Raw genomic sequence first — 20,675 nt, 5'->3', positions numbered from 1 at the left:
AAAGAATTAGTGAACATCAAGGAATAACTTTTGAAACTAACACGCATCCACCATTGTAAAAACTTGAATGTGCAAAAGTACAAACAGCTTGAGAAACAAGCTGTTTTACTTGGTCGTATTCGTAGCGAGGTGTGGGCTAAATATGGTGCTATTTCAGGTTTGAATATCAGTGACAGAGCTATTCGTGATGCGTGGATGAAAGAAAGTCGTGACTTTGGTGTTTCTGCAAATGCGTGGAAAGAAACGCTACGTGATTGCATAGGTGATATTAAAGCCTATCGAGAAGCATCAAAAGACAAAGTAAAGCAGGCGATCCGAAAACGCACCTCCTGTAATAATGAACAAAAAAGACTATACACCTTGCTTAAAAAAGATGAATGGATGACTGATAATTTCCTCCATCGTCAAATGCGTAATCACTTTAAGCATGGTGTTAATCACACACATAATCAAATTATTGTTCGTGCGGATATGTGTAAAACCTTTGAGTTAAATGGTCAATGTTGGCTTAAAGTACCAAGCCTAATCCCTCGACAAACCATTAAAATCCCATTAAATACGACTGTTGATTTTGCACCGCAAGGCACATTAAGAATTATTCTAAAAAATGGCAATATTGAAGTTCATTCAACCTATGATGCAGTTGAAACACAAGATTGTGGTCAGGAAACAGTAGGTGTTGATAAAGGGTACTCAGAAGCTTTTGTGGACTCTGATGGCGATGTATATGGGAGTGGTCTAGGCAAGCTGATCTCAAGTGAATCAGATTATTTAAATCAAAAGTACAAGCACAGAAACAAGCTCAGAGCGATTGCTAAAGCTAAACCACACAAGAAACAGAAAATTGAGTTAAATAATCTAGGTCGCAAGAAGCTAGATAAGCGACAAGATACTCAAAAAGCAAAGCTCAAAACATTAATATTTACAGCAACTCACAAGTTGGTTGATAAAGCCAAAGTGATTGTTGCGGAAGATTTAACATCCCCAATTCAAAGTAAACGCAACTATGGTAAAAACACCAATAGACGCTTAAATACATGGGCTAAAGGTTTGTTAGCTAATGCCCTAACTTCTATATCTCACCGTAGAGGTTCTACGGTGCATCTAGTCAATTCTGCATACACTTCGCAAAGTGATTCTTTCTTACGTGGGCTTTTAATAGGCACACGCAAGGGAGATCGCTTTCATCGTTTTAATGGGGAAGTTGTGCAAGCTGATTGGAATGCTGCGAGAAACGTGCTTGCAAGATTAAACGACAATGAGATAAGTCGTTATACGCCTTACAAAACTGTAAAGCGTATATTGCAAGAACGGACTGATCGCTATAAGTCGGAACTGACCGACTCAGGCTCTAGTTACACGTTTGGCAACAAGACATTAACAGAGTGCGAATTAGTCCTTGAGTATGTTTGACTACATTTTAAGGAACAGAATGGATGTACCGCTTTGCAAGATGAGAAACCAAGATGTGCTTGGTTATCTATTCTTTTGAAGGGATTACCGTGGAAAGTAAAGAATCCATAAAGCTCAGGTATATTATTTGGGCTTTATGGTTTTCTAAGATATTGAGTAATATGGGGTAAATTGAGATTTCGTATGGGCTGATTATTTGAGGGTGTAAATAATTCTGTATAAATCACATTCTCGCCAACAAGTACAACCGATAGACCACCAATTTTTCTTGGTGTCGCACTGGCTTTCACGAGACCATCCTGTTTAGTTTTAGATCCATTGATAGCAAGGGAATCTGTTGTTTTTGGGTGATGCTGAAAATATGGTTGTTCATCCTTTAAAGTTTGATCAATATTTTCTGGAGACATTTTTTTTAATTGTTCTGCTGGCAATTCATGCAGGCAAATTGTACTTATCATTTGTTAATTTCACATATTATTTTTATCTAAGTATTGAGCATAACAAAATTTTTAAATTATAGGAAAAGCATGCCAAATACCTCACAGATCCAACCCCATCTAAAAGAATGGTGGTGATACGCAACACAAGTGAATATTATTTATAATAATCAATATCTTAATAATAAATCATGATTATAAAATCAAGAAAAATCCAATTTTGAAACAAGTCAGTTTTTAGACAGTTTTGATAGGTCTTACTGATAAATGTAATCAAATCATAATCTTTGGATGCTTTTTAAAGCGTCCAAGTAAGTTAGGAATATCAGTTTACTTTTTCGTGGGAATGAGTGCCCATAAAAAAGCCCAAACTCTAGATTGGGCTTCTCGATAAAATTCAATTACACATTCAGGCGTGTTTATGAACCTGCAATACGCAAGATATGATGGTTTTCCAAATCGACTAAAATATAGTCCTGATTAATTTTATACCATTGTTGTTTGCGTTCAGGTCTAGGCAGGTCGTGATCTTGATAATCGACCTTATAGCCATTGCCACGATAGTGCTGCGGCATGACATAGCCCGTTTGCCACTTATGTTGCTGCAAGCGTTTTACACCACGTTCTTCACGCATACGACGCTTGTCTTGTACGCGCTCTTCCATATTGGCACGAAATTCACGTTTATTTTGTGCCTGATAACGCGGGTGTTCCGCATGATCCCGATCAAATTGAGGAGCAGCAGTCGCTAAATTACTGCCAAGTAAAGCACTGAAAGACATTGCCAGAACTGTCAAAATCTTTTTCATGTAAACCCCTCATTTCTCATCTCTATTTCACAGTTCATACTTTAGCCATTAAATGCAGAGAAACTGTGAAGAAAGCACATGAATTTTTTAAATAAAGCCTGATGCTACAGTATAGAGTCTATTCTATTATGTGACAAAAAAAGCATTTTGAATGTATGTGCGTGCAGAAAATAGAGAGGAAGGGGGTGGGGTATTTTATTTTAGATCGAGCATGACCATAGCAGCGAGCCGCTATGGGATACATCAGTTCCACTGATCTGCCAAACCTTGTAAAGACTGCACTGCGCTCGCTACACATTCGGCTTTTTCTTTGTCATCTAAGGCAACAATCAAATGTTGGCTCAGTTGTAAAGTTTCAATACTTTGAATCACGGCTGTTTTTCGTTTCATATCCGTCATCGCAATCTACCTCAATACTGTTGAAGATGGATTTAGAATAGAGGATTTATATTAATTTGAAAAACAGTTTAATTTTATTGTTTCAATCCAATAAAACGATTAATGTCTTGACCCTGAGTTTGGTAGCTTCACTGGCTTTTAGTAAGCGTAGTTTAAGTCGGTATAGTCGGTGAGTGATTTTTGAATATGTGCATTAATAAATTCACGCACATCTTCAGTTGTCATTGGTGCACCTTGTTTGGTAATCACGTGTTCAATTTCAGGTTGCCCTTCAATTTTAATACGATAGACAAAGTTTTTGACCACGTGATAGCGATCATCCAACTTTTCAATGCCAGTGACATAGTGGTAAGCATGTTCAAAATTGAGATCGGTATGTGAAAACACAAACTGATCAAACAATTTGATTTTTTGGCTGTTGTCGAGCGCTTGAATATCATCCACGATGCTGGCTTCAAACTTCATGCCGTATTTTTCAGAAATAGGCTGACCATCAATCAGTAAAGACACCATGCCATCTTCTAGCGGGGTTACGGTGATGTTATTTAATTCAGTCATGTTGTTCTCTGCAGCGTAAGAGTGGGATAGAAAGGCAGAAGCGTAGCGAGTGAATTCTGTTTATGCAAGATAGACACAGACAATTACTGCGGTGGCCTTTAAGTGCTTATTTTACACAAGATGAAGGTCTGAAAACTGACAGTATGCTACGTAACCTGCATAAAAAAGAAAGCTGATCTGAATTTGCTGCAGCACTGGCAACATGAAGGCTAAGTCATGCGTGGGATAGATATGTATTTCATATATCTATCCCGTGAGGGTGCGCTGTGATCAAGCTGTGCTATGTGTGGTGGTCATTAAGCCACTTGTGTTTGGGCTATAGCGTACTGTGATTTGGCTGCCTCCCATTGCAAAACTGGAACTGCACGGGTAATGGCCAAATTGATTCGCTCATTAAGCAATTCACTTTGTACGGTGTATTCAGGGCTAAAATCTCGGTCTGTGGCATAGACACCAATAGGCAAGGTTTGTGCTTGGAAAAAACTGAATAAAGGGCGCAATTGATGTTCTAAAACCAGTGCATGTCGCTCGCTGCCACCAGATGCAGCCAATAATACTGGCACATCAATCAGTGCATTTTGTTCAACAAAATCAAAAAAATGTTTAAATAAACCTGTAAATGACGCCCGATAGACAGGTGTTCCTACAATCAGTGCATCTGCATTTTCTACAGCAGCTAAATGGTCTTGCACTTGTTGAGGCAATTGATTGCGGTAAATTGCACCGCCTAAAAGTGGCGCAATTTCACTAAATTTAATGAAATGTACCTGAATCGGGATGGCTTTGGCCAAACGCTCTACCAGGGTCTGTAACAGCGCTTCTGTTTTAGAAGGCGCATTGAGCCCCCCGGAAATGGCAACAATATTGAGCGGTTTTTGCTGAGAATATGACATGTGCTGAACAACCTAAAAATAAATTAATTTGGAATGTCGCTATTAATCATGATTGGGCTGTGCACTGTAAAATAAGCAAAAGCTGTAAAGTTATCTCATTTCTAGATATGCACTATAGGCATAGATTGGGGCTAAAAACTGAAGCATAAGTTGTTAAAATTTATATTTATATTTTATTTAAATAAGGTTTTTCGTTTATAGATGGCGTATATATAAAAAAGTGATGCGTATTCAAGTAATTTAAAAAAGCTGAAAATGACGATTTTTTGCACAAACGTAGTATTAAAAAGCGGGATGCAGACGCACAGGATTAATCCTGTGCATCAATACTTTGACCGTTCATGTGTAAGCTGTCATCGCCCATTAAATATAAATAGGCTGGCATGATTGCATCGGGTGTTGGTAAGGTTTTCGGATCTTCATTTGGATAGGCTTTGGCACGCATGGCTGTACGGGTCGCACCTGGATTAATGCAGTTGTAGCGAATATTCGGGTGAACTTGCTCTTTGGCAAATAATTGGCTGACCGCTTCAATCGCAATTTTAGAAACTGAATAAGCCCCCCAGCGTTCACGTGCTTCACGACCAACCCCTGAACTGGCAAATACCACCGAGGCATGTTCTGATTTCGCCAAAAGCGGCAATAATTCCTGAGTCAAGACAAAAGGTGCACGTAAATTCACTGCCATGACATCATCCCAGACATCTGCAGGGTAATTTGCTAACTCGGTGCGTTCACCTAAAATGCCTGCGTTGTGCAAAATACCGTCTAAACGTCCGAATTGTTTCTCTAGGGTATCGACCAGTAACTCATAGTCACGTGGCGATGCGCTAGATAGTTGCAGCGGTAAAATAGCAGGTTGTGGTGCACCTAAACTTTCAATTTCATCATAAATGACTTCAAGTTTATTGAGTGTACGACCATGCAGTACCACGGTGGCCCCATGCAGGGCATAACTGAGGGCAGCGGCACGTCCAATACCATCTCCCGCACCGGTAATGAGGATAATGCGATCTTTTAACAGATCGGGGCGAGGTTGATATTCTGAATATTTCATGGTCATCCCTCCTATATTGATTTTTTATTGGTCATGTTTTAAATGTGATATTCGTGCTTTGACAGGTGTTATAGAATCAACTCAGGCATTGGCATTCAGGCTGCTTGATGATGTTGCGGCTTGCAGCAGCAATTTATCTAAAACCGTATGTAATTCAGCGACTGAATCCACTATACAATCTGCTTGCCACGCTGTTAAGTCATCTTTGTGTTGCAACGGTAAATAACCGTAAGCGGCCAAAATGGTGTACATATTGGCATTGCGGCCTGCATCAATATCACGTGGATGGTCACCCACATAAATACACTCTTCAGGGGCAATTTCAATCTGTTTGGCTGCCAAATACATGGGTTCTGGGTCAGGTTTGGTGTGGCTGACATCTTCAGGGCAGACCAAAACTGCGCAGCGTTCAGTTAAATTCAGTGCTTTGAGCAGTGCTTCGCTGAGCCAGCGGGGTTTATTGGTGACAATTCCCCACGGAATTTGACGCTGTTCCAAAGCTTCGAGCAGTGGATACATGCCTTCAAACAGATCGGTTTCGACTGCAATATCTGCACCGTACAGGTCTAAAAAGCGCTGTCGGTGCGCAAGAAATACTGGATCATCTACCTCAAGTTCTGGATAGACCAGTTTTACCATTGCCCGCGCACCTTCAGACACCTGTGTACGAATAGTTTCTGCTGCTACGATCTCACAGCCTTTGTCGCGGCACATGTCTTGAATGATGCGAATAAAATCTGCAGCGGTATCAATTAAGGTGCCATCGAGGTCGAATAAAACGGCTTTCATTCTGTTGCCTCATTGACCGTGTAAACCATGTAGTTCACATCAACATTAGGTGCCAACCAATAGCGTTTAGTCAGTGGGTTGTAGTGTAAACCCGTCATATCTTTGAGTTTTAAACCCGCTTGGCGAATATCATGTGCCAATTCAGATGGTTTAATAAATTTATGATAATCGTGCGTACCTTTGGCCAGCATACGAAGCACGTATTCTGCACCAATAATGGCAAATAAGTATGATTTTGGATTGCGGTTAATGGTAGAGAAAAATACATGACCACCTGGTTTGACCAGTTTTTGGCAGGCTTGAATAATTGAGGCAGGGTCGGGTACGTGCTCTAACATTTCCATGCAGGTCACGACATCGTACTGGCCAGCTTGTTGTTCTGCCAGTTGCTCAACTGGAATTTGGCGATACTCAATATTATTTACGCCTTCTTGCTCAGCATGGATACGCGCCACATTTAAAGGTGCTTCGCCCATATCAATGCCGAGTACATTGGCACCACGTCGTGCCATGCTTTCTGCCAAAATCCCGCCGCCACAACCGACATCCAGTACTTTTTTGCCTGCTAAACCGCCTGCATGTTCATCAATCCAGTTCAGGCGCAGTGGGTTAATCATGTGCAGGGGACGGAACTCGGAATGCTGATCCCACCATATGGCTGCAAATGCTTCAAATTTGGCAATTTCTTGTGGATCAACATTCAGTTGCGACATGGGTGTCACCTCAATTTAATCGTGATGATGGTAAAAATATGTATAAACCCTAGTGTAGCGTTAATTCTAAAAAAAGCGATAAAAGCTGTAAAAAAGTTCACAGAAGGAAAACGAAATCGGCATATTTGATTTATAGTGTTGCCATAAACTAAACAGAATGATTTAGAGGACTATAAACGCAATGAAAAAATTCCTTTTAGGTAGTTTGGCAACGGCCATCTTTGCTATTTCTGGTAGTGCAATGGCTGCAAATTTTGTTGCAGGTAAAGATTACAGCGTTGTTGCTAACCCAGGGAAAGTGGATGTCCCAGGTAAAATTGAAGTACGTGAATTCTTTTGGTACGGCTGTGGCCACTGCTTTACCCTAGAGCCATATATGCAGACTTGGTTACGCAAATTGCCTAAAGATGTGAATTTTGTGCGTACCCCAGCTGCCATGAACCCTGTATGGGAAATGAATGCGCGTGGCTATTATGTGTCTGAAGCATTGGGCGTACGTAAGAAAACTCACTTGCCATTGTTCCATGCTATTCATGACAAAGGTCAGCAAATTTTTGACCAACAGTCTCAAGCCAAATTCTTTGTAAAATATGGCGTGCCTGAAGCGAAATTTAACAGCATGTTTAACTCGTTTGCGATCACTTCTAAAATTTCACAAGCTAAGCAATTGGCGCGTCAGTATCAATTGACGGGTGTACCTGCCGTGGTTGTAAATGGTAAATACATCGTGCAGGGCGATAACGGCAAAGTGATTCAGGTGGTGAATTACTTGGTCGATCAAGAGCGTAAAGCCAAGAAATAAAACTACGATGCTGTGGTGAAATCACCTTGTGCCTAAAACCGCAATGATTGAAAGATCATTGCGGTTTTTTATGGCTAAAGTGTTTAGCAGATAACTTTAAATAGGCTGCGGACGCTGCCAGTGGCAAATACCACGAAATAGCAAATGGACTTGGGTAATGCTTTGTTGTATGAAGTGTTGCTGTTGTTGCTGCAATTTTTCTGCTTCAAATTGCTGTCCCAAACTGATCCAGTTCATTGCCCAGTTTAAAGACAAATTAATTAAAATATTGGCCAGGACGTGTAAGTCTTCGGCATGTTGAAAATGCTGCACACTTTCTACCCGTTGCAAATCATTGGCTAAATCTTCAATTAAAAAATCAATTTCACGGGCAATGGCTTGGCGTAAAACGGCAGAACCGCCCCAGCGTTCGGCAATTAAAAAAATCCATTGGTGTGGGCGTTGATCGACTGATTTAAAAAACAGGGTCAGTGCCGTTTCTGTCTGTGCATCGGGTTGGTACAAATAGCCTTGCCCCAATTGATGCAAAATCCCTTTAATGTGTAGGGCAACTTGATCGACCAAATCGAGTGCTAAAGCATCCATATCTTGAAAATGCCGATAAAACGCGGTGGGCACGAGCCCAATCTGTCGTGAAATTTCCCTTAAGCTGATGCTGCTAAAGGCACGTCCAGAAGCACTCAGTTGTAGTACCGCATCAATAATGGCCTGACGACTTTGTTGTTTTCGTTCTTCTCGAATCGACATTTTATTTCCTGATTCTGCCAGTGCCGCGCAGTCTAACAAAAACCTGAATTGCAGGATAATACTAAAAGATGAATGAAGCGATGTTGCGGTTATTGTGGCAGAAGTAAGCGAAACTGCACAGGGAACAGCCTAGAAAAGCGACCTTCGCTGTGGCATCTGTTATACTTGCGGGCAATTGATTTGAGCCAAAAATAAGGACCCATTATGCGTATTGACCAACGAGCCTTAGACCAATTACGTGAGGTAAAAATTACCCGTAACTATACTCGCTATGCTGAAGGTTCAGTTTTGGTTGAGTTCGGTCATACCAAAGTTTTGTGTACGGCCAGTATTGATAACTCTGTACCTCGTTTTTTAAAAGGTCAGGGGCAGGGCTGGGTGACAGCAGAATATGGCATGTTGCCACGTTCAACGCATACCCGTAGTGACCGTGAAGCAGCACGTGGCAAACAAAGCGGGCGTACACAGGAAATTCAGCGTTTGATTGGTCGCAGTTTACGTGCCATGGTCGATTTAAAAAAACTGGGTGAAAATACCATTACCATTGACTGTGATGTGATTCAGGCAGATGGCGGTACCCGTACTGCAGCCATTACAGGCGCGGCAGTGGCATTAATTGATGCCATGAATGTATTGCTAGAAAAGAAAAAAATTAAGCATGACCCATTAAAAGGTTTGGTAGCTGCAATTTCTGTAGGCATGTACCAAGATGAGGTATTACTGGATTTATGCTATGAAGAAGATTCAAACTGCCAGACCGATTTAAACGTAGTCATGACCCAAGCAGGTGAATTTATTGAAATTCAGGGTACTGCAGAAGACAAGCCGTTTACTCGCGTGCAGTGCAATGCCATGTTGGAAATGGCAGAAAAAGGTATTCAGGAATTGGTGAAAAAACAGCAACAGGCTTTAGGCTGGTAAACCAAGTTTTCTAAGATTGTACCGCTGTTCAAAACGCATCTTCGGATGCGTTTTTTTATGGATGCGCTTGAATCATGTCAGGAGGGCTGAATCAAAACTATACAATACCGATGCACGGATTCTTTTAAGATGATCGAAAATGTTTAAAACAGGAAGATGCCCATGAAATTACTGATTATTTTGATGTCTGCAATGATGTTGCTACTGACTGCATGTGATTCACGTTCAGAACGTGAAAATGAAGACAATCGTAGCGTACTCGGTCAAGCTTCTGACAACGACAACGACAACGACAACGACAACGACAACGACAACGACAACGACAACGACAACGACAACGACAACGACAACGACAACGACAACGACAACGACAACGACAACGACAACGACAACGACAACGACAACGACAACGACAACGAAGATGATGATTGAGTAGAAATTCAGGCATAAAAAAGGAGGCAAGCTTGCCTCCTGAATTTCAACTTATCTAAGTTCAAGCATTGAAACGCATCGATAAATCAATAGCTTTCACATCTTTGGTCAAGACACCCATCGAAATATAATCAACGCCTGTGCTGGCCACTTCACGTAAATTTTCAATGGTGATATTGCCAGATGCCTCAAGTTTGCAACGCCCCGCCACATGCTGAACAGCATCTATCATCTGTTGCTGGCTAAAGTTATCGAGCATCACAATATCAGCTTTGGCATCGAGGGCTTGATTGAGTTCATCCCAAGTTTCCACTTCAACTTCTACAGGCTTACCCGGAGCAATGGCATGTGCTTTGGCAATTGCCTGAGTAATGCCACCCGCTGCCATAATGTGGTTTTCTTTAATTAAAAAGGCATCAAACAAGCCTAAACGATGGTTTTGACCACCACCAACAGTCACGGCATATTTTTGTGCAATACGTAAACCTGGTAAGGTTTTACGGGTATCTAATAATTTGGTGTTTAAGCCTTCAAGCTGTTGCACATAAGCCGCAGTTTTGGTGGCAACCGCAGACAAGGTCTGCACAAAATTCAATGCAGGACGCTCTACGGTTAATAGGCTGCGAGCTGAACCTGCCAATTTTAAAAAGGCTTCGTTAGCAGCAACTCGATCTCCATCATTTTTTAACCAAGTCACTTGAACATTGGCATCGTAAGCTTGAATCAGTGCATTCACCCACGGCTGACCTGCCAGAATCATATCTTCGCGGCTGATAATGGTCGCAGTGGCCTGCTCATCTTCAGGGGTCAATAATGCGGTAATATCACCATCGCCAATATCTTCTTGCAGCGCTTGCTGAATATTGATTTGGATAGAGTGTTCAAGCAAAGATGGAGAGATGCTCATAAGATTTTCCGTGTCGGTTTTGCCCATGAAAATTGCGCGTTATATTAGCATTGTTCTGCGTCTGGATGTATTTTTTAGCCACGTTCGGGTGTAATTTAAGATGTTCATTGCCATGGCTTGGCATTAAACTGAAAATAGACTTCTATTTTTCTTTTCTAATTGCTTGAGGGTTGCCTTATGCAGCATGAGCCGTCGTTTCAGGTGGTTGAAGGACAATTACAGGGGGCAAGACAAGTCCCATCTCCAAATTTCAACGCCCGTCCGACAGACCAAGAGATTCAATTGCTGGTCATCCACAATATTAGTTTGCCGCCGTCACAATTTGGCGGGGGCTACATCGAGCAGTTTTTTCAAAATCAGCTGGATTGGTCGCAGCATCCTTATTTTCAGACTATTCAGGGCATGCAAGTGTCGGCACATTTGCTGATTTTAAGAACAGGCGAAGTGCTACAATTTGTCAATTTTGCAGATCGGGCTTGGCATGCAGGGCGTTCTAGTTATATGGCACAGCCTGAATGTAATGATTATTCGATAGGTATTGAGCTGGAAGGCAGTGACGATTTACCTTTTGAAGAGGTACAGTATGCACGTTTGGTACAAGTGGTGCAGGCCTTGCAACAGGCGTATCCACGTATTCAGCAGCATATTGCAGGGCATTCCGATATTGCCCCTGGTCGTAAAACTGACCCCGGGCCATTTTTTGACTGGCAACGTTTTCGTGAACAGTTATCTCAAGCTAAAGCTTAGACATTACAGAAAAAATTGATCAATCAATAACAAAACTTTGTTGATGCTTTGATTACAATAGCGACTAAATTTTTAATTGGGTGGTAACGATGGCGCTTTGGCGATCGACCTTTATTGTCAGTGCAATGACCATGCTGTCACGGGTACTTGGATTAGTCCGTGACGTGGTGTTGCTGAATGTATTTGGTGCAGGTAAAGATTTCGATACCTTTGTGGTGGCGTTTCGTATTCCCAACTTTTTCAGGCGCTTGTTTGCCGAAGGGGCATTTTCGCAGGCCTTTATTCCGGTACTGACCGAATACAAAACCAGTCGTACCCATGCCGAAGTGCAAATTCTGATTAGTCGGGTTTTTGGCTGTCTAATGACAGTAATGACAGGGCTAACCTTTGTTGCCATGGTGGCTGCACCTGCAGTAATGTATATCTACGCACCAGGCTTCCATAGCGACCCAGCCAAGTTCGCTTTGGCGACAGATATGTTCCGCCTGACCATTCCTTATTTGTTGTTTATGTCGTTAACGGCATTTGCCAGCAGTATTTTAAACAGCTACGGCTCATTTACTACGCCTGCCTTTGCACCTGTATTGCTGAATCTGGCAATGATTGCAGGGGCATTATGGCTCACGCCGTACATGGCAGAGCCAATTATGGCACTGGGCTGGGCGGTGATTATTGCGGGTGCTTTACAACTTGCAATTCAAATTCCTGAATTGTGGCGTAAAAAACTGCTGATTCCACCCAAGGTTGATTTTAAACACGAAGGTGTGGATCGGATTATGAAGCTGATGCTGCCTGCTTTGTTTGGGGTGTCGGTTACGCAAATTAACCTGTTACTCAATACCATTTGGGCCTCTTTTATGCAGGATGGTTCGGTATCTTGGTTGTATAGTGCAGAACGTATGACAGAGTTGCCGCTAGGTTTAATTGGTGTGGCGATTGGTACAGTTATTTTACCGTCACTGTCTGCACGTCATGCAGAACAGAATATGGACAAATTCCGTGGCATGATGGACTGGGCGGCACGGGTAATTATTTTGGTGGGTGTACCTGCCAGTATTGCACTGTTTATGCTGTCTACCCCGATTATTCAGGCCTTGTTTGAGCGTGGTCAGTTTACCTTTCAAGATACACAAATGACGGCTTTGGCCTTGCAATGTATGAGTGCAGGGGTAATTTCATTCATGCTGATTAAAGTCTTTGCACCGGGCTTTTATGCGCAGCAAGACACCAAAACCCCTGTACGGGTTGGTTTAATGGCCGTGGCAGCCAATGCTATTTTAAACGTGGTGTTTATTGGCTTTTTTAAACTGATTGATTGGGAAGCTGAGCACATGGCATTGGCGTTGGCATCTTCAGGTTCGGCTTTGGTCAATGCTGGCATGCTGTATTTTTATTTGCATCAGCGCAAGATTTTCCGTTTTGGTGCTCACTGGAAAAAACTTATTCTGCAATTTTCCGTTGCCAATGCGGTGATGATTGCTGCGTTATGGTACGCCTTAACTTGGTATAACGGTGATGTATCACAGTGGATGCGTGTGGCTGAAGTGACTGCACTATGTGTAGTGGGTGTGCTGGCATATGCGATTGGTTTATTGGCAACAGGCTTTAGACCACGTCATTTAAAACCATAAATACAGAAATCGCTGTTGAATGCATCCCAAACATCAAAGTAAAAAAATACCGCAATTTAAATTGCGGTATTTTTCTCTCAGCGCTTGATCAAAAGTGTGAGTGGTGATTATTTTAAAATCTCTAAGAGTTCCACATCAAAAATAAGCGTGCTGTTTGGCTCAATGGCATCACCTGAGCCAATTTGACCGTAGGCCAATGCAGCAGGAATGAAGAAGCGGTATTTGGCACCGACTTTCATTAGCTGTAAACCTTCAGTCCAGCCCTGAATGACTTGACTCACCTGAAATTCAGCGGCCTGATCACGAGCAATGGAGCTGTCAAATACCGTACCATCAATTAGGCGACCTTCATAATGCACTTTGACAGTCGAGGTGGCTTTTGGTGATTTACCTGCACCCGCTTGTAAGACTTGATATTGCAAGCCAGACTTAGTGACTTTTACCCCTGCCTTTTTTGCATTGTTACTTAAAAAGGCTTGCCCAATTTTTGCATTGGCATCGGCTACTTTTTTTAGTTCAATCAGTTGTTTGGCTTCGGCTTGTTTTCTAAATTGGGTTAAAACCCGCGCCATTTCTTCATCGCTCAGACTGGCAGGTTGGTCTTGGGTAGCCATTTTTAAGCCTGTCATAAAGGCTTCTAAATCAATGTCTTTTAGCGTTTCAGCATTGCTGCGCCCCATTAAATAGCCAAAGCTATAACCCACCTGATCTGCAACAGGGCTTTTATTGGTCACTGTTTTTGCAAAACCACTGCTACTGAGTAGCGCAATACACACAAGGGCGAGGTGTTTTTTCATTATTTCCGTCCTAAGACAATACAGGAGAGCCAAGCTCTCCTGAAAGGGCGATGTTGTTATTTCACTTCAATCAGTTCAACATCAAAAATTAAGGTGCTGTTGGCAGGAATCATACCCGGTACGCCTTGTTCACCGTAGCCCAATTGTGATGGGATATACAGCGTGGCTTTGCCGCCTTCTTTCATAAGTTGTAAGCCTTCAGTCCAACCTGGAATCACTTGGTTCAGTGGGAATTCAATTGGTTCGCCACGTTGTACTGAGCTATCAAATACTTTGCCATCGACCAGTTTACCGGTGTAGTGCACTTTCACCACAGAGCTTGCTGTTGGCTGTTTGCCTGTACCTTCTTTAACGACTTGGTACTGTAAGCCAGATGCTGTGGTTTGTACGCCTGCTTTTTTACCATTTTCAGTTAAGAATGAATCACTGGCAGTTTGGGCAGCTTGTGCTTGAGTCGCTTGTTTTTGTTGCAACTCTTGCTGGAACTGTTCATAGGCTTTTTGTAGTTCTTCTTCAGTATAAGCAGGTTGTTTACGCGCATGACCTTCACGCACACCTGTTACAAAGCTGTTGATGTCCAGCTCTGGTGGGGTTTGATGTGCCACTTCATAACCCAAAGCGTAGCTGATTTTTTCAACGGCTGAGGCATTTGCAGACGCCTTAGAAGTCGCAACCGCAGGGTTTTGAGAGGCATAATAAACAGGAACAAGTGCAGCACCGCCTAAAATTACAGCAACAGCGATGGGTAAGGCTTTACTCATAGGTTTTCTCAAATTCATTTTATAGTTAAAAAAGCAGCATTCATCTTAGCAGACTTTTTTACAGACTTTTCTATTTTGATACCTGCGTTGAAGCAGGTATCGATTCAACGTTTTAATATATGCTGCTTACGCAGTTTATTCTATAACAGACTGAATATCTAAAACATTTTTTATACATAAATCTTATCAATTCAGGATTCGCTGTGAGCAAATTAAGAAAACTCTGATTTAGTTTGAGCTGCAGGAAAATTTTTATTGTAATCGTAAAATGATTAAGACAGCGTTCTGTGGGCTTGTCGTCCAATAATTGGATTAACCTTCGGTTCGGCCCACTTTTACGAAATATACTCTCATTCGGTAAAATGAAAAGTTGAAAGCATCGCAAGAAAACCATCTTGCGATGCTGTGCTATTACCACTTATTTATTCGCCATATTAGAACTATTCATCCACAGTTGACTTGCGCTGCAAACAAAGCAGTGCTTGTTTTTGCTCAGGTTGTGGATGACACTTCCGAGTATCTTCATGTTATCTAGGTTTTTAGATAAGCGGTTTTACCTAAATAAAGATAGACATAAATATATTTGACTATCCTGATTTAACTTAAAATCAGTCAAAGTCGGCCTTTAACACCACCCGATAGCGAGCCTTGCCTTGATGCAAATGTTCAATGGCCTGATTGATCTGTGACATTGGAAAAACTTCGACTTGCGGGGCAATCTGTTTGCGTGCTGCAAATTGAAGTAATTGACGCAGAGCTTTGGGTGAACCTGTTGAAGACCCCGTCACTGATTTTGCACCACCAATCAAGCTGCCTGCCTTAATAGGCATGGGTTCCAGCGCTAAACCTAGCATGTGAATAGTGCCATGCGGTGCCAGCGTGCTTAAATAGGCATTCCAGTCCAAGCTCACATTTACCGTACTTAAAATCAGGTCAAATTTGCCACGTTGGGTTTTAAGCGCAGCGGCATCACGGCTGTTCACCACATGATCTGCCCCCATGGCCAACAATTCTGCAGTTTTGTCGGGGTTAGTACTAAAGGCCGTAATTTCACAGCCCCATGCTTTTAAGAGTTTGATTGCAATGTGGCCTAAGCCACCAATACCAATCACAGCAACATGATGCACTGCTTGAATTTGGTGTTTCAGAATCGGATCAAATACGGTAATACCGCCGCAGAGTAACGGTCCTGCACTGACAGGATCGACCGCATCGGGTAAGGGGATGACCCATTGCCAGCCTGCTCGGACTTTATCGGCAAAACCGCCTGCATGCCCAACAATGGTGGCTGTAGTGCCATTGCTGCACAGTACTTGTTCACCCGCTATACAGGCATCGCAGTATTGGCAACTGTCTGCTGTCCAGCCAATACCTACGCGTTGTCCAACTTTTAAGCCCTTGGCTTCTGCACCCAATTGGGTAATGGTGCCAATAATTTCATGTCCTGCCACTACAGGATAGACTGAAGAATGCCAGTCATTTTGAATGACCGAGAGATCGGAATGACATAAGCCGCAATATTCAACTTTGACTTCCACCTGATGTGCCTGCAGTTCACCTGCATCAAACTCATAGGCTTGTAGTGGTTCACCCGCTTGCATTGCGGCATAGGCTCGAATGGTATTACTCATATTGCATTGTCCTTGTCATGGGCTGACTGTGTGATTACGGCTAAGGATTAGTATGCTGAACCTTTGTCAGGGTTTTAAAGTTGCAGTGATTTTCATGGTCATTGACCATACCAACGGCCTGCATAAAGGCATAACAGGTAGTTGGCCCTACAAATTTAAACCCTTTTTTCTTTAAGGCTTTAGACATGGCCACACTGGTTGTGGTTTGTGCAGGGGCAAGACGATAGTCTGGCACGTCATTAGAAATTGGCTGCTGTGCGACAAAATCCCAGAGCCATTTCACAACATCTATCTCATCATCTTTTAATTTTTGCCATGCAATTGCGTTGTCACGAATGGCAGTTAATTTACCTGCGTGCCGAATCAGGCCTGCATCTTGTAATTTAAGTGCGATCTCGTCATCACTGAGGGCTGCAATTTCAGCAATGCTGTATTGAAAAAAATGCTGGCGATAAGCTTCACGTTTTTTTAGAACGGTAATCCAAGACAAACCTGCTTGTTGGCCTTCTAGGCAAAGCATTTCAAACAGATGTGCTTCTGCAAAGACAGGCCGTCCCCATTCTAAATCGTGATAGGCCATATAGAGCGGATCATCAGAGCACCAGCCACAGCGTTGTAAGGTCATGTGCGTACTCCTGATCAATTAAGGCATAAAATAATCGGGCAGATTAGAGCTGAAATTGCGCCCATTGGTCGTTTTGGTTATCCCAATAATATAATTCGGCCTGTTCTAAGTCCTGAAAGGAAATCCAGTTATCTTTACCGACTTTATCTGAGTAGCCTGTGCTGATGAGCAAGGCATCTTCGGTAATTTCCATGACCCAACCTTGATGGCTTTGTCCTGCCAATACAATTTTTTGTTGATTGCCAGATTCAGCAAATTCCACCAGTCGATTAATCAGGGCTTCAGACATGAAATGTTCCTAACAAAATTAACGTAAATAAGGATAAGGATTGACCGCACCGCGTCCTTTACCATTTAAATAGAGCCCATAATGCAAATGTGCTGCGGTATGTCGGGCATTGCCTGTATTGCCCACATAGCCAATATGTGCCCCAGCTTTGACATAATCGCCAACTTTGAGTCCACGCTTATGTCCATCTAAGTGTGCATAATAATGCCAAGTGCCTGCGGGGCCGAGTATCCAAATCACTTTACCACCTAAGCGATTATCGCGTAAATCTGCAATTAAACCTTCGGTGGCGCTATACACTTTGCTGCCTTTAGGGGCAATGATGTCGATGCCTTCATGCAGGCGTCCATTGCTGCGTGAAGCACCCCAAGTGTCACTAAGTCGATTTGCTTTAATGCCTCGCACTGGAATGGGCAAGCGGGTTTTTAATTGCATTTGATTGAGTTTGCGTACCAAGTCGGGTGGTAAGGGTGTACTGGGTTTTTTCGGGGCAGAACTACAGGCGGCTATCAGCAGCATGAGCATCGATACGCTTAAAATGGCAATCCATCGAAACATAGAACATCCTTGTAATAGCAGTGAATGCAATGCGTTGAGTGTTCACAATGTTTGACTATGTCATAGATTGATTGCCGAGATCAATTTTTTCATGGCAGTGGGAATTCCTAAATCACTGGCTTGTTGCGGGCTTAACCATTGTGCATTTAGCTCAATCGCAAGGTGTTCTTGCAAATCGGCATCGACCTGAAAACAAATGGCTTCGAGCTGCCAGGTGAAATGGGTAAAACTGTGAGAAATTTGTGCACGTTGCTGCACGTGTTTAAGACCTAAACTTTGGCACAACTGCTCAAAAGCCAATCTATCTTCAATCACAGGTAGACACCATAGCCCGCCCCACAGTCCTGTATTGGGACGCTGTTGCCAGAGCCATTGTTCAGCACATTGCAACACCAACACCTGTGCAGATTTTACAGGTACGGCTTTTTTCGGTTTTTTAAACGGTAGCTCTTGTTCTAAACCTTGTTGATGGGCTTTGCAGTGTTGCTGCATAGGACAATAAAGGCACAATGGTTTTTTCGGGGTACAAATGGTGGCGCCTAAGTCCATAATAGCTTGGGTGTAGTCATGGTTACGTGTGACAGGGCAAAGCTGCTCTGCCAGTTGCCACATGGCACGTTCATGCACAGGTTTGGATAAATCATCTTCAATGGCAAAAAAGCGTGCCAATACGCGCTTTACATTGCCATCCATAATTACGCCGTATTGACGTAAACCCAGTGACATCATGGCACCGCCTGTAGAGCGACCAATGCCAGGCAAGGCCATCCATTGTTCCAAGGTGCTTGGGAAATGCCCTTGCTGTGCCACAATTGTGGCTGCTTTATGCAAGTTACGGGCGCGGGCGTAGTACCCTAAACCGGCCCAATAAGGGGCAACTTCATCCCATGTGGCACGGCCTAGGTCTTGTACGGTAGGGAAGCGCTGTATAAAACGCTCAAAATATTGCAATACGGTTTTGACCTGAGTTTGTTGCAGCATAATTTCAGACACCCACACCGCATAAGGATCATTGGCCACTTGCCACGGTAAGTCATGGCGTCCGTGTTGATCGAACCACGTGAGGAGAGCATCAGAAAATGAAAAAGCAGTCATGCGAACCCAGTTTGTAAAGTAGCGGCCTAGTATAGCCAAACTGGCGCAGGAATGAGGTGCATAAAAAAGAAGATGACGCAGCATCTTCTTTTATTTGGGCTTGACCCTGTTGAGAGAAAAAAGCAGTCGCTTAGATTTGACCGCTCATGCCCCAACGGTTATCCAGTTTTAAGGTCTGACCTTCATAACGCGGAATAATGTGGATGTGTAAATGCTCAGATTTGGCATCGAATACATCGCCATCATTAAAGCCAATATGAAAACCCGCAGGCTGATGACGTAATTGCAACTCATTGCGCGCCAGTTCCAATAAAGACAACAGGCTTTTACGCTCTTTGTCGGTGACTTCAAAAAAAGAACCCACATGACGTATTGGAATAATTACGCAATGTCCTTTAGACAGGGCATTCGGTTCAGGCAAAATCACCCCAAATTCATTTTTTGCCAAAACATCGTAATCATCATAATTGCAATAAGGGCATTGCTCAGTCATTGTTATATCCTCTTCTTTAAAATTTTCTTTGGCTTGCGTTGAGTATATGCTGCGTTATATGTACAGCAGATTAATTGGCCAAACGTCGATCTAGCACTTCATACATTGCCGCTAAACCTTGCTGCTCTGCAGAAGCGTTGTAGCCTAAATCTACACCGTTGGCTTTAGCACGCTCATCGGCTTGAGGGTTACTGAAGCCGTGTTTGGCATCTTCAAAAATAATCACTTCATGGTCAACTTGTGCCGCATGCATTTCTTCACGGAAACTTGCTACATCTTCTAAAGTCACCATGCTGTCTAGCTCACCATGCAATACCAAAATCTCGGCTTGAACCTGACCTTGTTGTGCAGGGGCTTTCGGGCTTAGGTTCGCGTGGAAGGTCACGACGGCTTGCACAGGAGCACCAGAACGCGCCAAATCAAGGACCACTTTGCCACCATAACAGAAGCCAATTGCAGCGAGTTTATCGCGATTTACTTCAGGTTGGGCAGCTAAAGCGTCTAAAGCTGCAGACGCACGAGTCACAATTGTGTCTGCATCTTCAAAAGTTTGCATCATCCATTCGTTGGCTTGAGTGGCGGTGGTGGTGACTTTTTTGTCGCCATACATGTCTATTGCCAGTGCAGCAAAACCATGTTCAGCCAGCTCTCGGGCACGTTGTTCGGTGTATTCATTGCGTCCCCACCATTCAGGTGCGACAATCACGCCCGCGACAGCTTCGCTGGTTTCTGGTGCTGCAAAATAACCAATCAGTTTGCTTCCATCTGCAGCAGTATATTCAATTTCGCGAGTTTTGATTGCTAAAGCCATGCCTTCTTTCCTTATCGTTTTCAATGCCATGATTAAAGCATAATAATATGGCACGCATTTTTAAAAACAGGGTAAAACCTGCTTATAAATGTGAGAAAATATTTTAAAAATCGTGGAATGGGTATGGATTTACTTAAAAACAGGCATAAAAAAAGAAGGAATCATCCTTCTTTTTTATTTAAGTTTTGCAGAATGTCTGACTAGACTTTCCCGCGAGATAAGAAACCAACAATTGCCAGAATAACAGCAATGACTAATAAGATAATGGCAAAGTCTTTAGACAGACCTGCAACACCACCAAAACCAAGTAGACTCGCGATTAATGCAATTACTGCAAAGATAATAGCCCAACGAAACATA

25 protein-coding genes and 1 pseudogene are annotated in these 20,675 nt (G+C 42.8%); 6 read left to right on the top strand and 20 right to left on the bottom strand.

What is annotated here, in order from left to right; translation table 11 throughout:
- Positions 1-30: 30 nt before the first annotated feature.
- Positions 31-1,413 (top strand): IS200/IS605 family accessory protein TnpB-related protein, encoded by a 1,383-nt coding sequence (locus ACNS8M_RS13385; protein ID WP_419224919.1) that lies wholly within the window; start codon positions 31-33, stop codon positions 1,411-1,413.
- Between the two features lie 134 nt (positions 1,414-1,547).
- Here the strand turns inward: ACNS8M_RS13385 and ACNS8M_RS13380 are convergent, their stop codons facing one another.
- From ACNS8M_RS13380 to ubiG, 8 genes and pseudogenes are all read right to left on the bottom strand, one after another.
- Positions 1,548-1,871 (bottom strand): hypothetical protein, encoded by a 324-nt coding sequence (locus ACNS8M_RS13380; protein WP_168417630.1) that lies wholly within the window; start codon positions 1,869-1,871, stop codon positions 1,548-1,550.
- 398 nt (positions 1,872-2,269) lie between these two features.
- Positions 2,270-2,659, bottom strand: a complete 390-nt coding sequence (locus tag ACNS8M_RS13375) for an RcnB family protein (RefSeq protein ID WP_168417631.1) — start codon at positions 2,657-2,659, stop codon at positions 2,270-2,272.
- A gap of 243 nt (positions 2,660-2,902) precedes the next feature.
- On the bottom strand, positions 2,903-3,058 hold the full coding sequence (locus ACNS8M_RS13370; RefSeq protein WP_165492522.1) for a hypothetical protein: 156 nt from the start codon (positions 3,056-3,058) through the stop codon (positions 2,903-2,905).
- 138 nt (positions 3,059-3,196) lie between these two features.
- Entirely contained in the window at positions 3,197-3,616 is a 420-nt protein-coding gene (locus ACNS8M_RS13365) for a hypothetical protein (protein WP_168460459.1), read from the bottom strand.
- Positions 3,617-3,936: 320 nt separating this feature from the next.
- A pseudogene (msuE, locus tag ACNS8M_RS13360) lies at positions 3,937-4,509 on the bottom strand (FMN reductase); the annotation flags it as partial.
- A gap of 310 nt (positions 4,510-4,819) precedes the next feature.
- The gene (locus ACNS8M_RS13355) at positions 4,820-5,566 is read right to left on the bottom strand and encodes a YciK family oxidoreductase (RefSeq protein WP_168417634.1); all 747 of its coding nucleotides are present in this window, start codon (positions 5,564-5,566) and stop codon (positions 4,820-4,822) included.
- A gap of 81 nt (positions 5,567-5,647) precedes the next feature.
- A complete protein-coding gene (locus ACNS8M_RS13350) occupies positions 5,648-6,355 on the bottom strand; it encodes an HAD family hydrolase (RefSeq protein ID WP_419224918.1) in 708 nt (235 codons plus the stop codon).
- Entirely contained in the window at positions 6,352-7,068 is a 717-nt protein-coding gene (ubiG, locus tag ACNS8M_RS13345; protein ID WP_168417636.1) for a bifunctional 2-polyprenyl-6-hydroxyphenol methylase/3-demethylubiquinol 3-O-methyltransferase UbiG, read from the bottom strand. Before ubiG ends, ACNS8M_RS13350 begins: the two co-directional genes overlap by 4 nt.
- A 181-nt stretch (positions 7,069-7,249) precedes the next feature.
- Here ubiG and ACNS8M_RS13340 point away from each other — a divergent pair, with 181 nt between their 5' ends.
- On the top strand, positions 7,250-7,870 hold the full coding sequence (locus ACNS8M_RS13340) for a thiol:disulfide interchange protein DsbA/DsbL (RefSeq protein ID WP_168460463.1): 621 nt from the start codon (positions 7,250-7,252) through the stop codon (positions 7,868-7,870).
- Between the two features lie 96 nt (positions 7,871-7,966).
- Here ACNS8M_RS13340 and ACNS8M_RS13335 read toward each other — a convergent pair whose 3' ends face one another.
- Positions 7,967-8,617 carry a TetR family transcriptional regulator gene (locus ACNS8M_RS13335; protein ID WP_168417638.1) on the bottom strand — a complete coding sequence of 217 codons (651 nt, stop codon included), beginning with the start codon at positions 8,615-8,617 and terminating at the stop codon, positions 7,967-7,969.
- A 204-nt stretch (positions 8,618-8,821) separates the two neighbouring features.
- Between ACNS8M_RS13335 and rph the strand changes: the two genes are divergently transcribed.
- Both rph and ACNS8M_RS13325 read left to right on the top strand, forming a co-directional pair.
- Entirely contained in the window at positions 8,822-9,538 is a 717-nt protein-coding gene (gene rph, locus ACNS8M_RS13330) for a ribonuclease PH (protein WP_096902471.1), read from the top strand.
- 162 nt (positions 9,539-9,700) lie between these two features.
- Entirely contained in the window at positions 9,701-9,970 is a 270-nt protein-coding gene (locus ACNS8M_RS13325) for a hypothetical protein (RefSeq protein ID WP_419224916.1), read from the top strand.
- 61 nt (positions 9,971-10,031) lie between these two features.
- Here the strand turns inward: ACNS8M_RS13325 and nadC are convergent, their stop codons facing one another.
- A complete protein-coding gene (gene nadC / locus ACNS8M_RS13320; RefSeq protein WP_168417639.1) occupies positions 10,032-10,877 on the bottom strand; it encodes a carboxylating nicotinate-nucleotide diphosphorylase in 846 nt (281 codons plus the stop codon).
- Between the two features lie 177 nt (positions 10,878-11,054).
- Here nadC and ampD point away from each other — a divergent pair, with 177 nt between their 5' ends.
- Positions 11,055-11,624 carry a 1,6-anhydro-N-acetylmuramyl-L-alanine amidase AmpD gene (ampD, locus tag ACNS8M_RS13315; RefSeq protein WP_168525268.1) on the top strand — a complete coding sequence of 190 codons (570 nt, stop codon included), beginning with the start codon at positions 11,055-11,057 and terminating at the stop codon, positions 11,622-11,624.
- Between the two features lie 80 nt (positions 11,625-11,704).
- Positions 11,705-13,255, top strand: a complete 1,551-nt coding sequence (gene murJ / locus ACNS8M_RS13310; RefSeq protein WP_171525557.1) for a murein biosynthesis integral membrane protein MurJ — start codon at positions 11,705-11,707, stop codon at positions 13,253-13,255.
- 107 nt (positions 13,256-13,362) lie between these two features.
- Here the strand turns inward: murJ and ACNS8M_RS13305 are convergent, their stop codons facing one another.
- The 10 genes from ACNS8M_RS13305 to ACNS8M_RS13260 all read right to left on the bottom strand — a co-directional run bounded on the left by ACNS8M_RS13305 (position 13,363) and on the right by ACNS8M_RS13260 (position 20,674).
- Positions 13,363-14,052, bottom strand: coding sequence for an FKBP-type peptidyl-prolyl cis-trans isomerase (locus ACNS8M_RS13305; RefSeq protein WP_168417642.1), 690 nt, complete (start codon positions 14,050-14,052; stop codon positions 13,363-13,365).
- A 56-nt stretch (positions 14,053-14,108) separates the two neighbouring features.
- Positions 14,109-14,813 carry an FKBP-type peptidyl-prolyl cis-trans isomerase gene (locus tag ACNS8M_RS13300; RefSeq protein ID WP_168460465.1) on the bottom strand — a complete coding sequence of 235 codons (705 nt, stop codon included), beginning with the start codon at positions 14,811-14,813 and terminating at the stop codon, positions 14,109-14,111.
- 608 nt (positions 14,814-15,421) lie between these two features.
- Positions 15,422-16,444, bottom strand: a complete 1,023-nt coding sequence (ahr, locus tag ACNS8M_RS13295; RefSeq protein ID WP_168460466.1) for an NADPH-dependent aldehyde reductase Ahr — start codon at positions 16,442-16,444, stop codon at positions 15,422-15,424.
- A gap of 40 nt (positions 16,445-16,484) precedes the next feature.
- Positions 16,485-17,069 carry a DNA-3-methyladenine glycosylase I gene (locus ACNS8M_RS13290; RefSeq protein WP_168460468.1) on the bottom strand — a complete coding sequence of 195 codons (585 nt, stop codon included), beginning with the start codon at positions 17,067-17,069 and terminating at the stop codon, positions 16,485-16,487.
- Between the two features lie 43 nt (positions 17,070-17,112).
- Positions 17,113-17,358: a hypothetical protein gene (locus tag ACNS8M_RS13285; RefSeq protein ID WP_168417646.1), complete on the bottom strand. Its 246-nt coding sequence runs from the start codon at positions 17,356-17,358 to the stop codon at positions 17,113-17,115.
- An 18-nt stretch (positions 17,359-17,376) separates the two neighbouring features.
- Positions 17,377-17,916: a M23 family metallopeptidase gene (locus ACNS8M_RS13280; RefSeq protein ID WP_168417647.1), complete on the bottom strand. Its 540-nt coding sequence runs from the start codon at positions 17,914-17,916 to the stop codon at positions 17,377-17,379.
- A gap of 60 nt (positions 17,917-17,976) precedes the next feature.
- Positions 17,977-19,011, bottom strand: coding sequence for an A/G-specific adenine glycosylase (mutY, locus tag ACNS8M_RS13275; RefSeq protein WP_286428623.1), 1,035 nt, complete (start codon positions 19,009-19,011; stop codon positions 17,977-17,979).
- A 130-nt stretch (positions 19,012-19,141) separates the two neighbouring features.
- On the bottom strand, positions 19,142-19,504 hold the full coding sequence (locus tag ACNS8M_RS13270; RefSeq protein WP_004974104.1) for an HIT family protein: 363 nt from the start codon (positions 19,502-19,504) through the stop codon (positions 19,142-19,144).
- A 70-nt stretch (positions 19,505-19,574) separates the two neighbouring features.
- Positions 19,575-20,315, bottom strand: coding sequence for a dienelactone hydrolase family protein (locus ACNS8M_RS13265; protein WP_168417649.1), 741 nt, complete (start codon positions 20,313-20,315; stop codon positions 19,575-19,577).
- Between the two features lie 200 nt (positions 20,316-20,515).
- Complete coding sequence (locus ACNS8M_RS13260; RefSeq protein ID WP_004647174.1) at positions 20,516-20,674, bottom strand: DUF1328 domain-containing protein; 159 nt, start codon at positions 20,672-20,674, stop codon at positions 20,516-20,518.
- Position 20,675 lies beyond the last annotated feature (1 nt).

It is taken from the genome of Acinetobacter sp. A2 (genome assembly GCF_048537555.1).
Lineage (GTDB): Bacteria > Pseudomonadota > Gammaproteobacteria > Pseudomonadales > Moraxellaceae > Acinetobacter.
The sequence above is the reverse complement of the archived record's forward strand: the minus strand, read 5'-3'. Positions and strand labels throughout refer to the sequence as shown.

Bases quoted from the DNA above. Each gene is read 5' to 3' on its own strand.
- rph (WP_096902471.1), top strand. From the start codon at position 8,822: ATGCGTATTGACCAACGAGCCTTAGACCAATTACGTGAGGTAAAAATT.
- ACNS8M_RS13280 (WP_168417647.1), bottom strand. From the start codon at position 17,916: ATGTTTCGATGGATTGCCATTTTAAGCGTATCGATGCTCATGCTGCTG.
- ACNS8M_RS13355 (WP_168417634.1), bottom strand. From the start codon at position 5,566: ATGAAATATTCAGAATATCAACCTCGCCCCGATCTGTTAAAAGATCGC.
- ACNS8M_RS13365 (WP_168460459.1), bottom strand. From the start codon at position 3,616: ATGACTGAATTAAATAACATCACCGTAACCCCGCTAGAAGATGGCATG.
- ACNS8M_RS13265 (WP_168417649.1), bottom strand. From the start codon at position 20,315: ATGGCTTTAGCAATCAAAACTCGCGAAATTGAATATACTGCTGCAGAT.
- ACNS8M_RS13350 (WP_419224918.1), bottom strand. From the start codon at position 6,355: ATGAAAGCCGTTTTATTCGACCTCGATGGCACCTTAATTGATACCGCT.
- ACNS8M_RS13380 (WP_168417630.1), bottom strand. From the start codon at position 1,871: ATGATAAGTACAATTTGCCTGCATGAATTGCCAGCAGAACAATTAAAA.
- ACNS8M_RS13340 (WP_168460463.1), top strand. From the start codon at position 7,250: ATGAAAAAATTCCTTTTAGGTAGTTTGGCAACGGCCATCTTTGCTATT.
- ACNS8M_RS13270 (WP_004974104.1), bottom strand. From the start codon at position 19,504: ATGACTGAGCAATGCCCTTATTGCAATTATGATGATTACGATGTTTTG.
- ACNS8M_RS13300 (WP_168460465.1), bottom strand. From the start codon at position 14,813: ATGAGTAAAGCCTTACCCATCGCTGTTGCTGTAATTTTAGGCGGTGCT.
- ACNS8M_RS13285 (WP_168417646.1), bottom strand. From the start codon at position 17,358: ATGTCTGAAGCCCTGATTAATCGACTGGTGGAATTTGCTGAATCTGGC.
- mutY (WP_286428623.1), bottom strand. From the start codon at position 19,011: ATGACTGCTTTTTCATTTTCTGATGCTCTCCTCACGTGGTTCGATCAA.
- ACNS8M_RS13335 (WP_168417638.1), bottom strand. From the start codon at position 8,617: ATGTCGATTCGAGAAGAACGAAAACAACAAAGTCGTCAGGCCATTATT.
- ampD (WP_168525268.1), top strand. From the start codon at position 11,055: ATGCAGCATGAGCCGTCGTTTCAGGTGGTTGAAGGACAATTACAGGGG.
- ACNS8M_RS13305 (WP_168417642.1), bottom strand. From the start codon at position 14,052: ATGAAAAAACACCTCGCCCTTGTGTGTATTGCGCTACTCAGTAGCAGT.
- ubiG (WP_168417636.1), bottom strand. From the start codon at position 7,068: ATGTCGCAACTGAATGTTGATCCACAAGAAATTGCCAAATTTGAAGCA.
- ACNS8M_RS13375 (WP_168417631.1), bottom strand. From the start codon at position 2,659: ATGAAAAAGATTTTGACAGTTCTGGCAATGTCTTTCAGTGCTTTACTT.
- ACNS8M_RS13370 (WP_165492522.1), bottom strand. From the start codon at position 3,058: ATGACGGATATGAAACGAAAAACAGCCGTGATTCAAAGTATTGAAACT.
- ahr (WP_168460466.1), bottom strand. From the start codon at position 16,444: ATGAGTAATACCATTCGAGCCTATGCCGCAATGCAAGCGGGTGAACCA.
- ACNS8M_RS13325 (WP_419224916.1), top strand. From the start codon at position 9,701: ATGAAATTACTGATTATTTTGATGTCTGCAATGATGTTGCTACTGACT.
- nadC (WP_168417639.1), bottom strand. From the start codon at position 10,877: ATGAGCATCTCTCCATCTTTGCTTGAACACTCTATCCAAATCAATATT.
- ACNS8M_RS13290 (WP_168460468.1), bottom strand. From the start codon at position 17,069: ATGACCTTACAACGCTGTGGCTGGTGCTCTGATGATCCGCTCTATATG.
- ACNS8M_RS13260 (WP_004647174.1), bottom strand. From the start codon at position 20,674: ATGTTTCGTTGGGCTATTATCTTTGCAGTAATTGCATTAATCGCGAGT.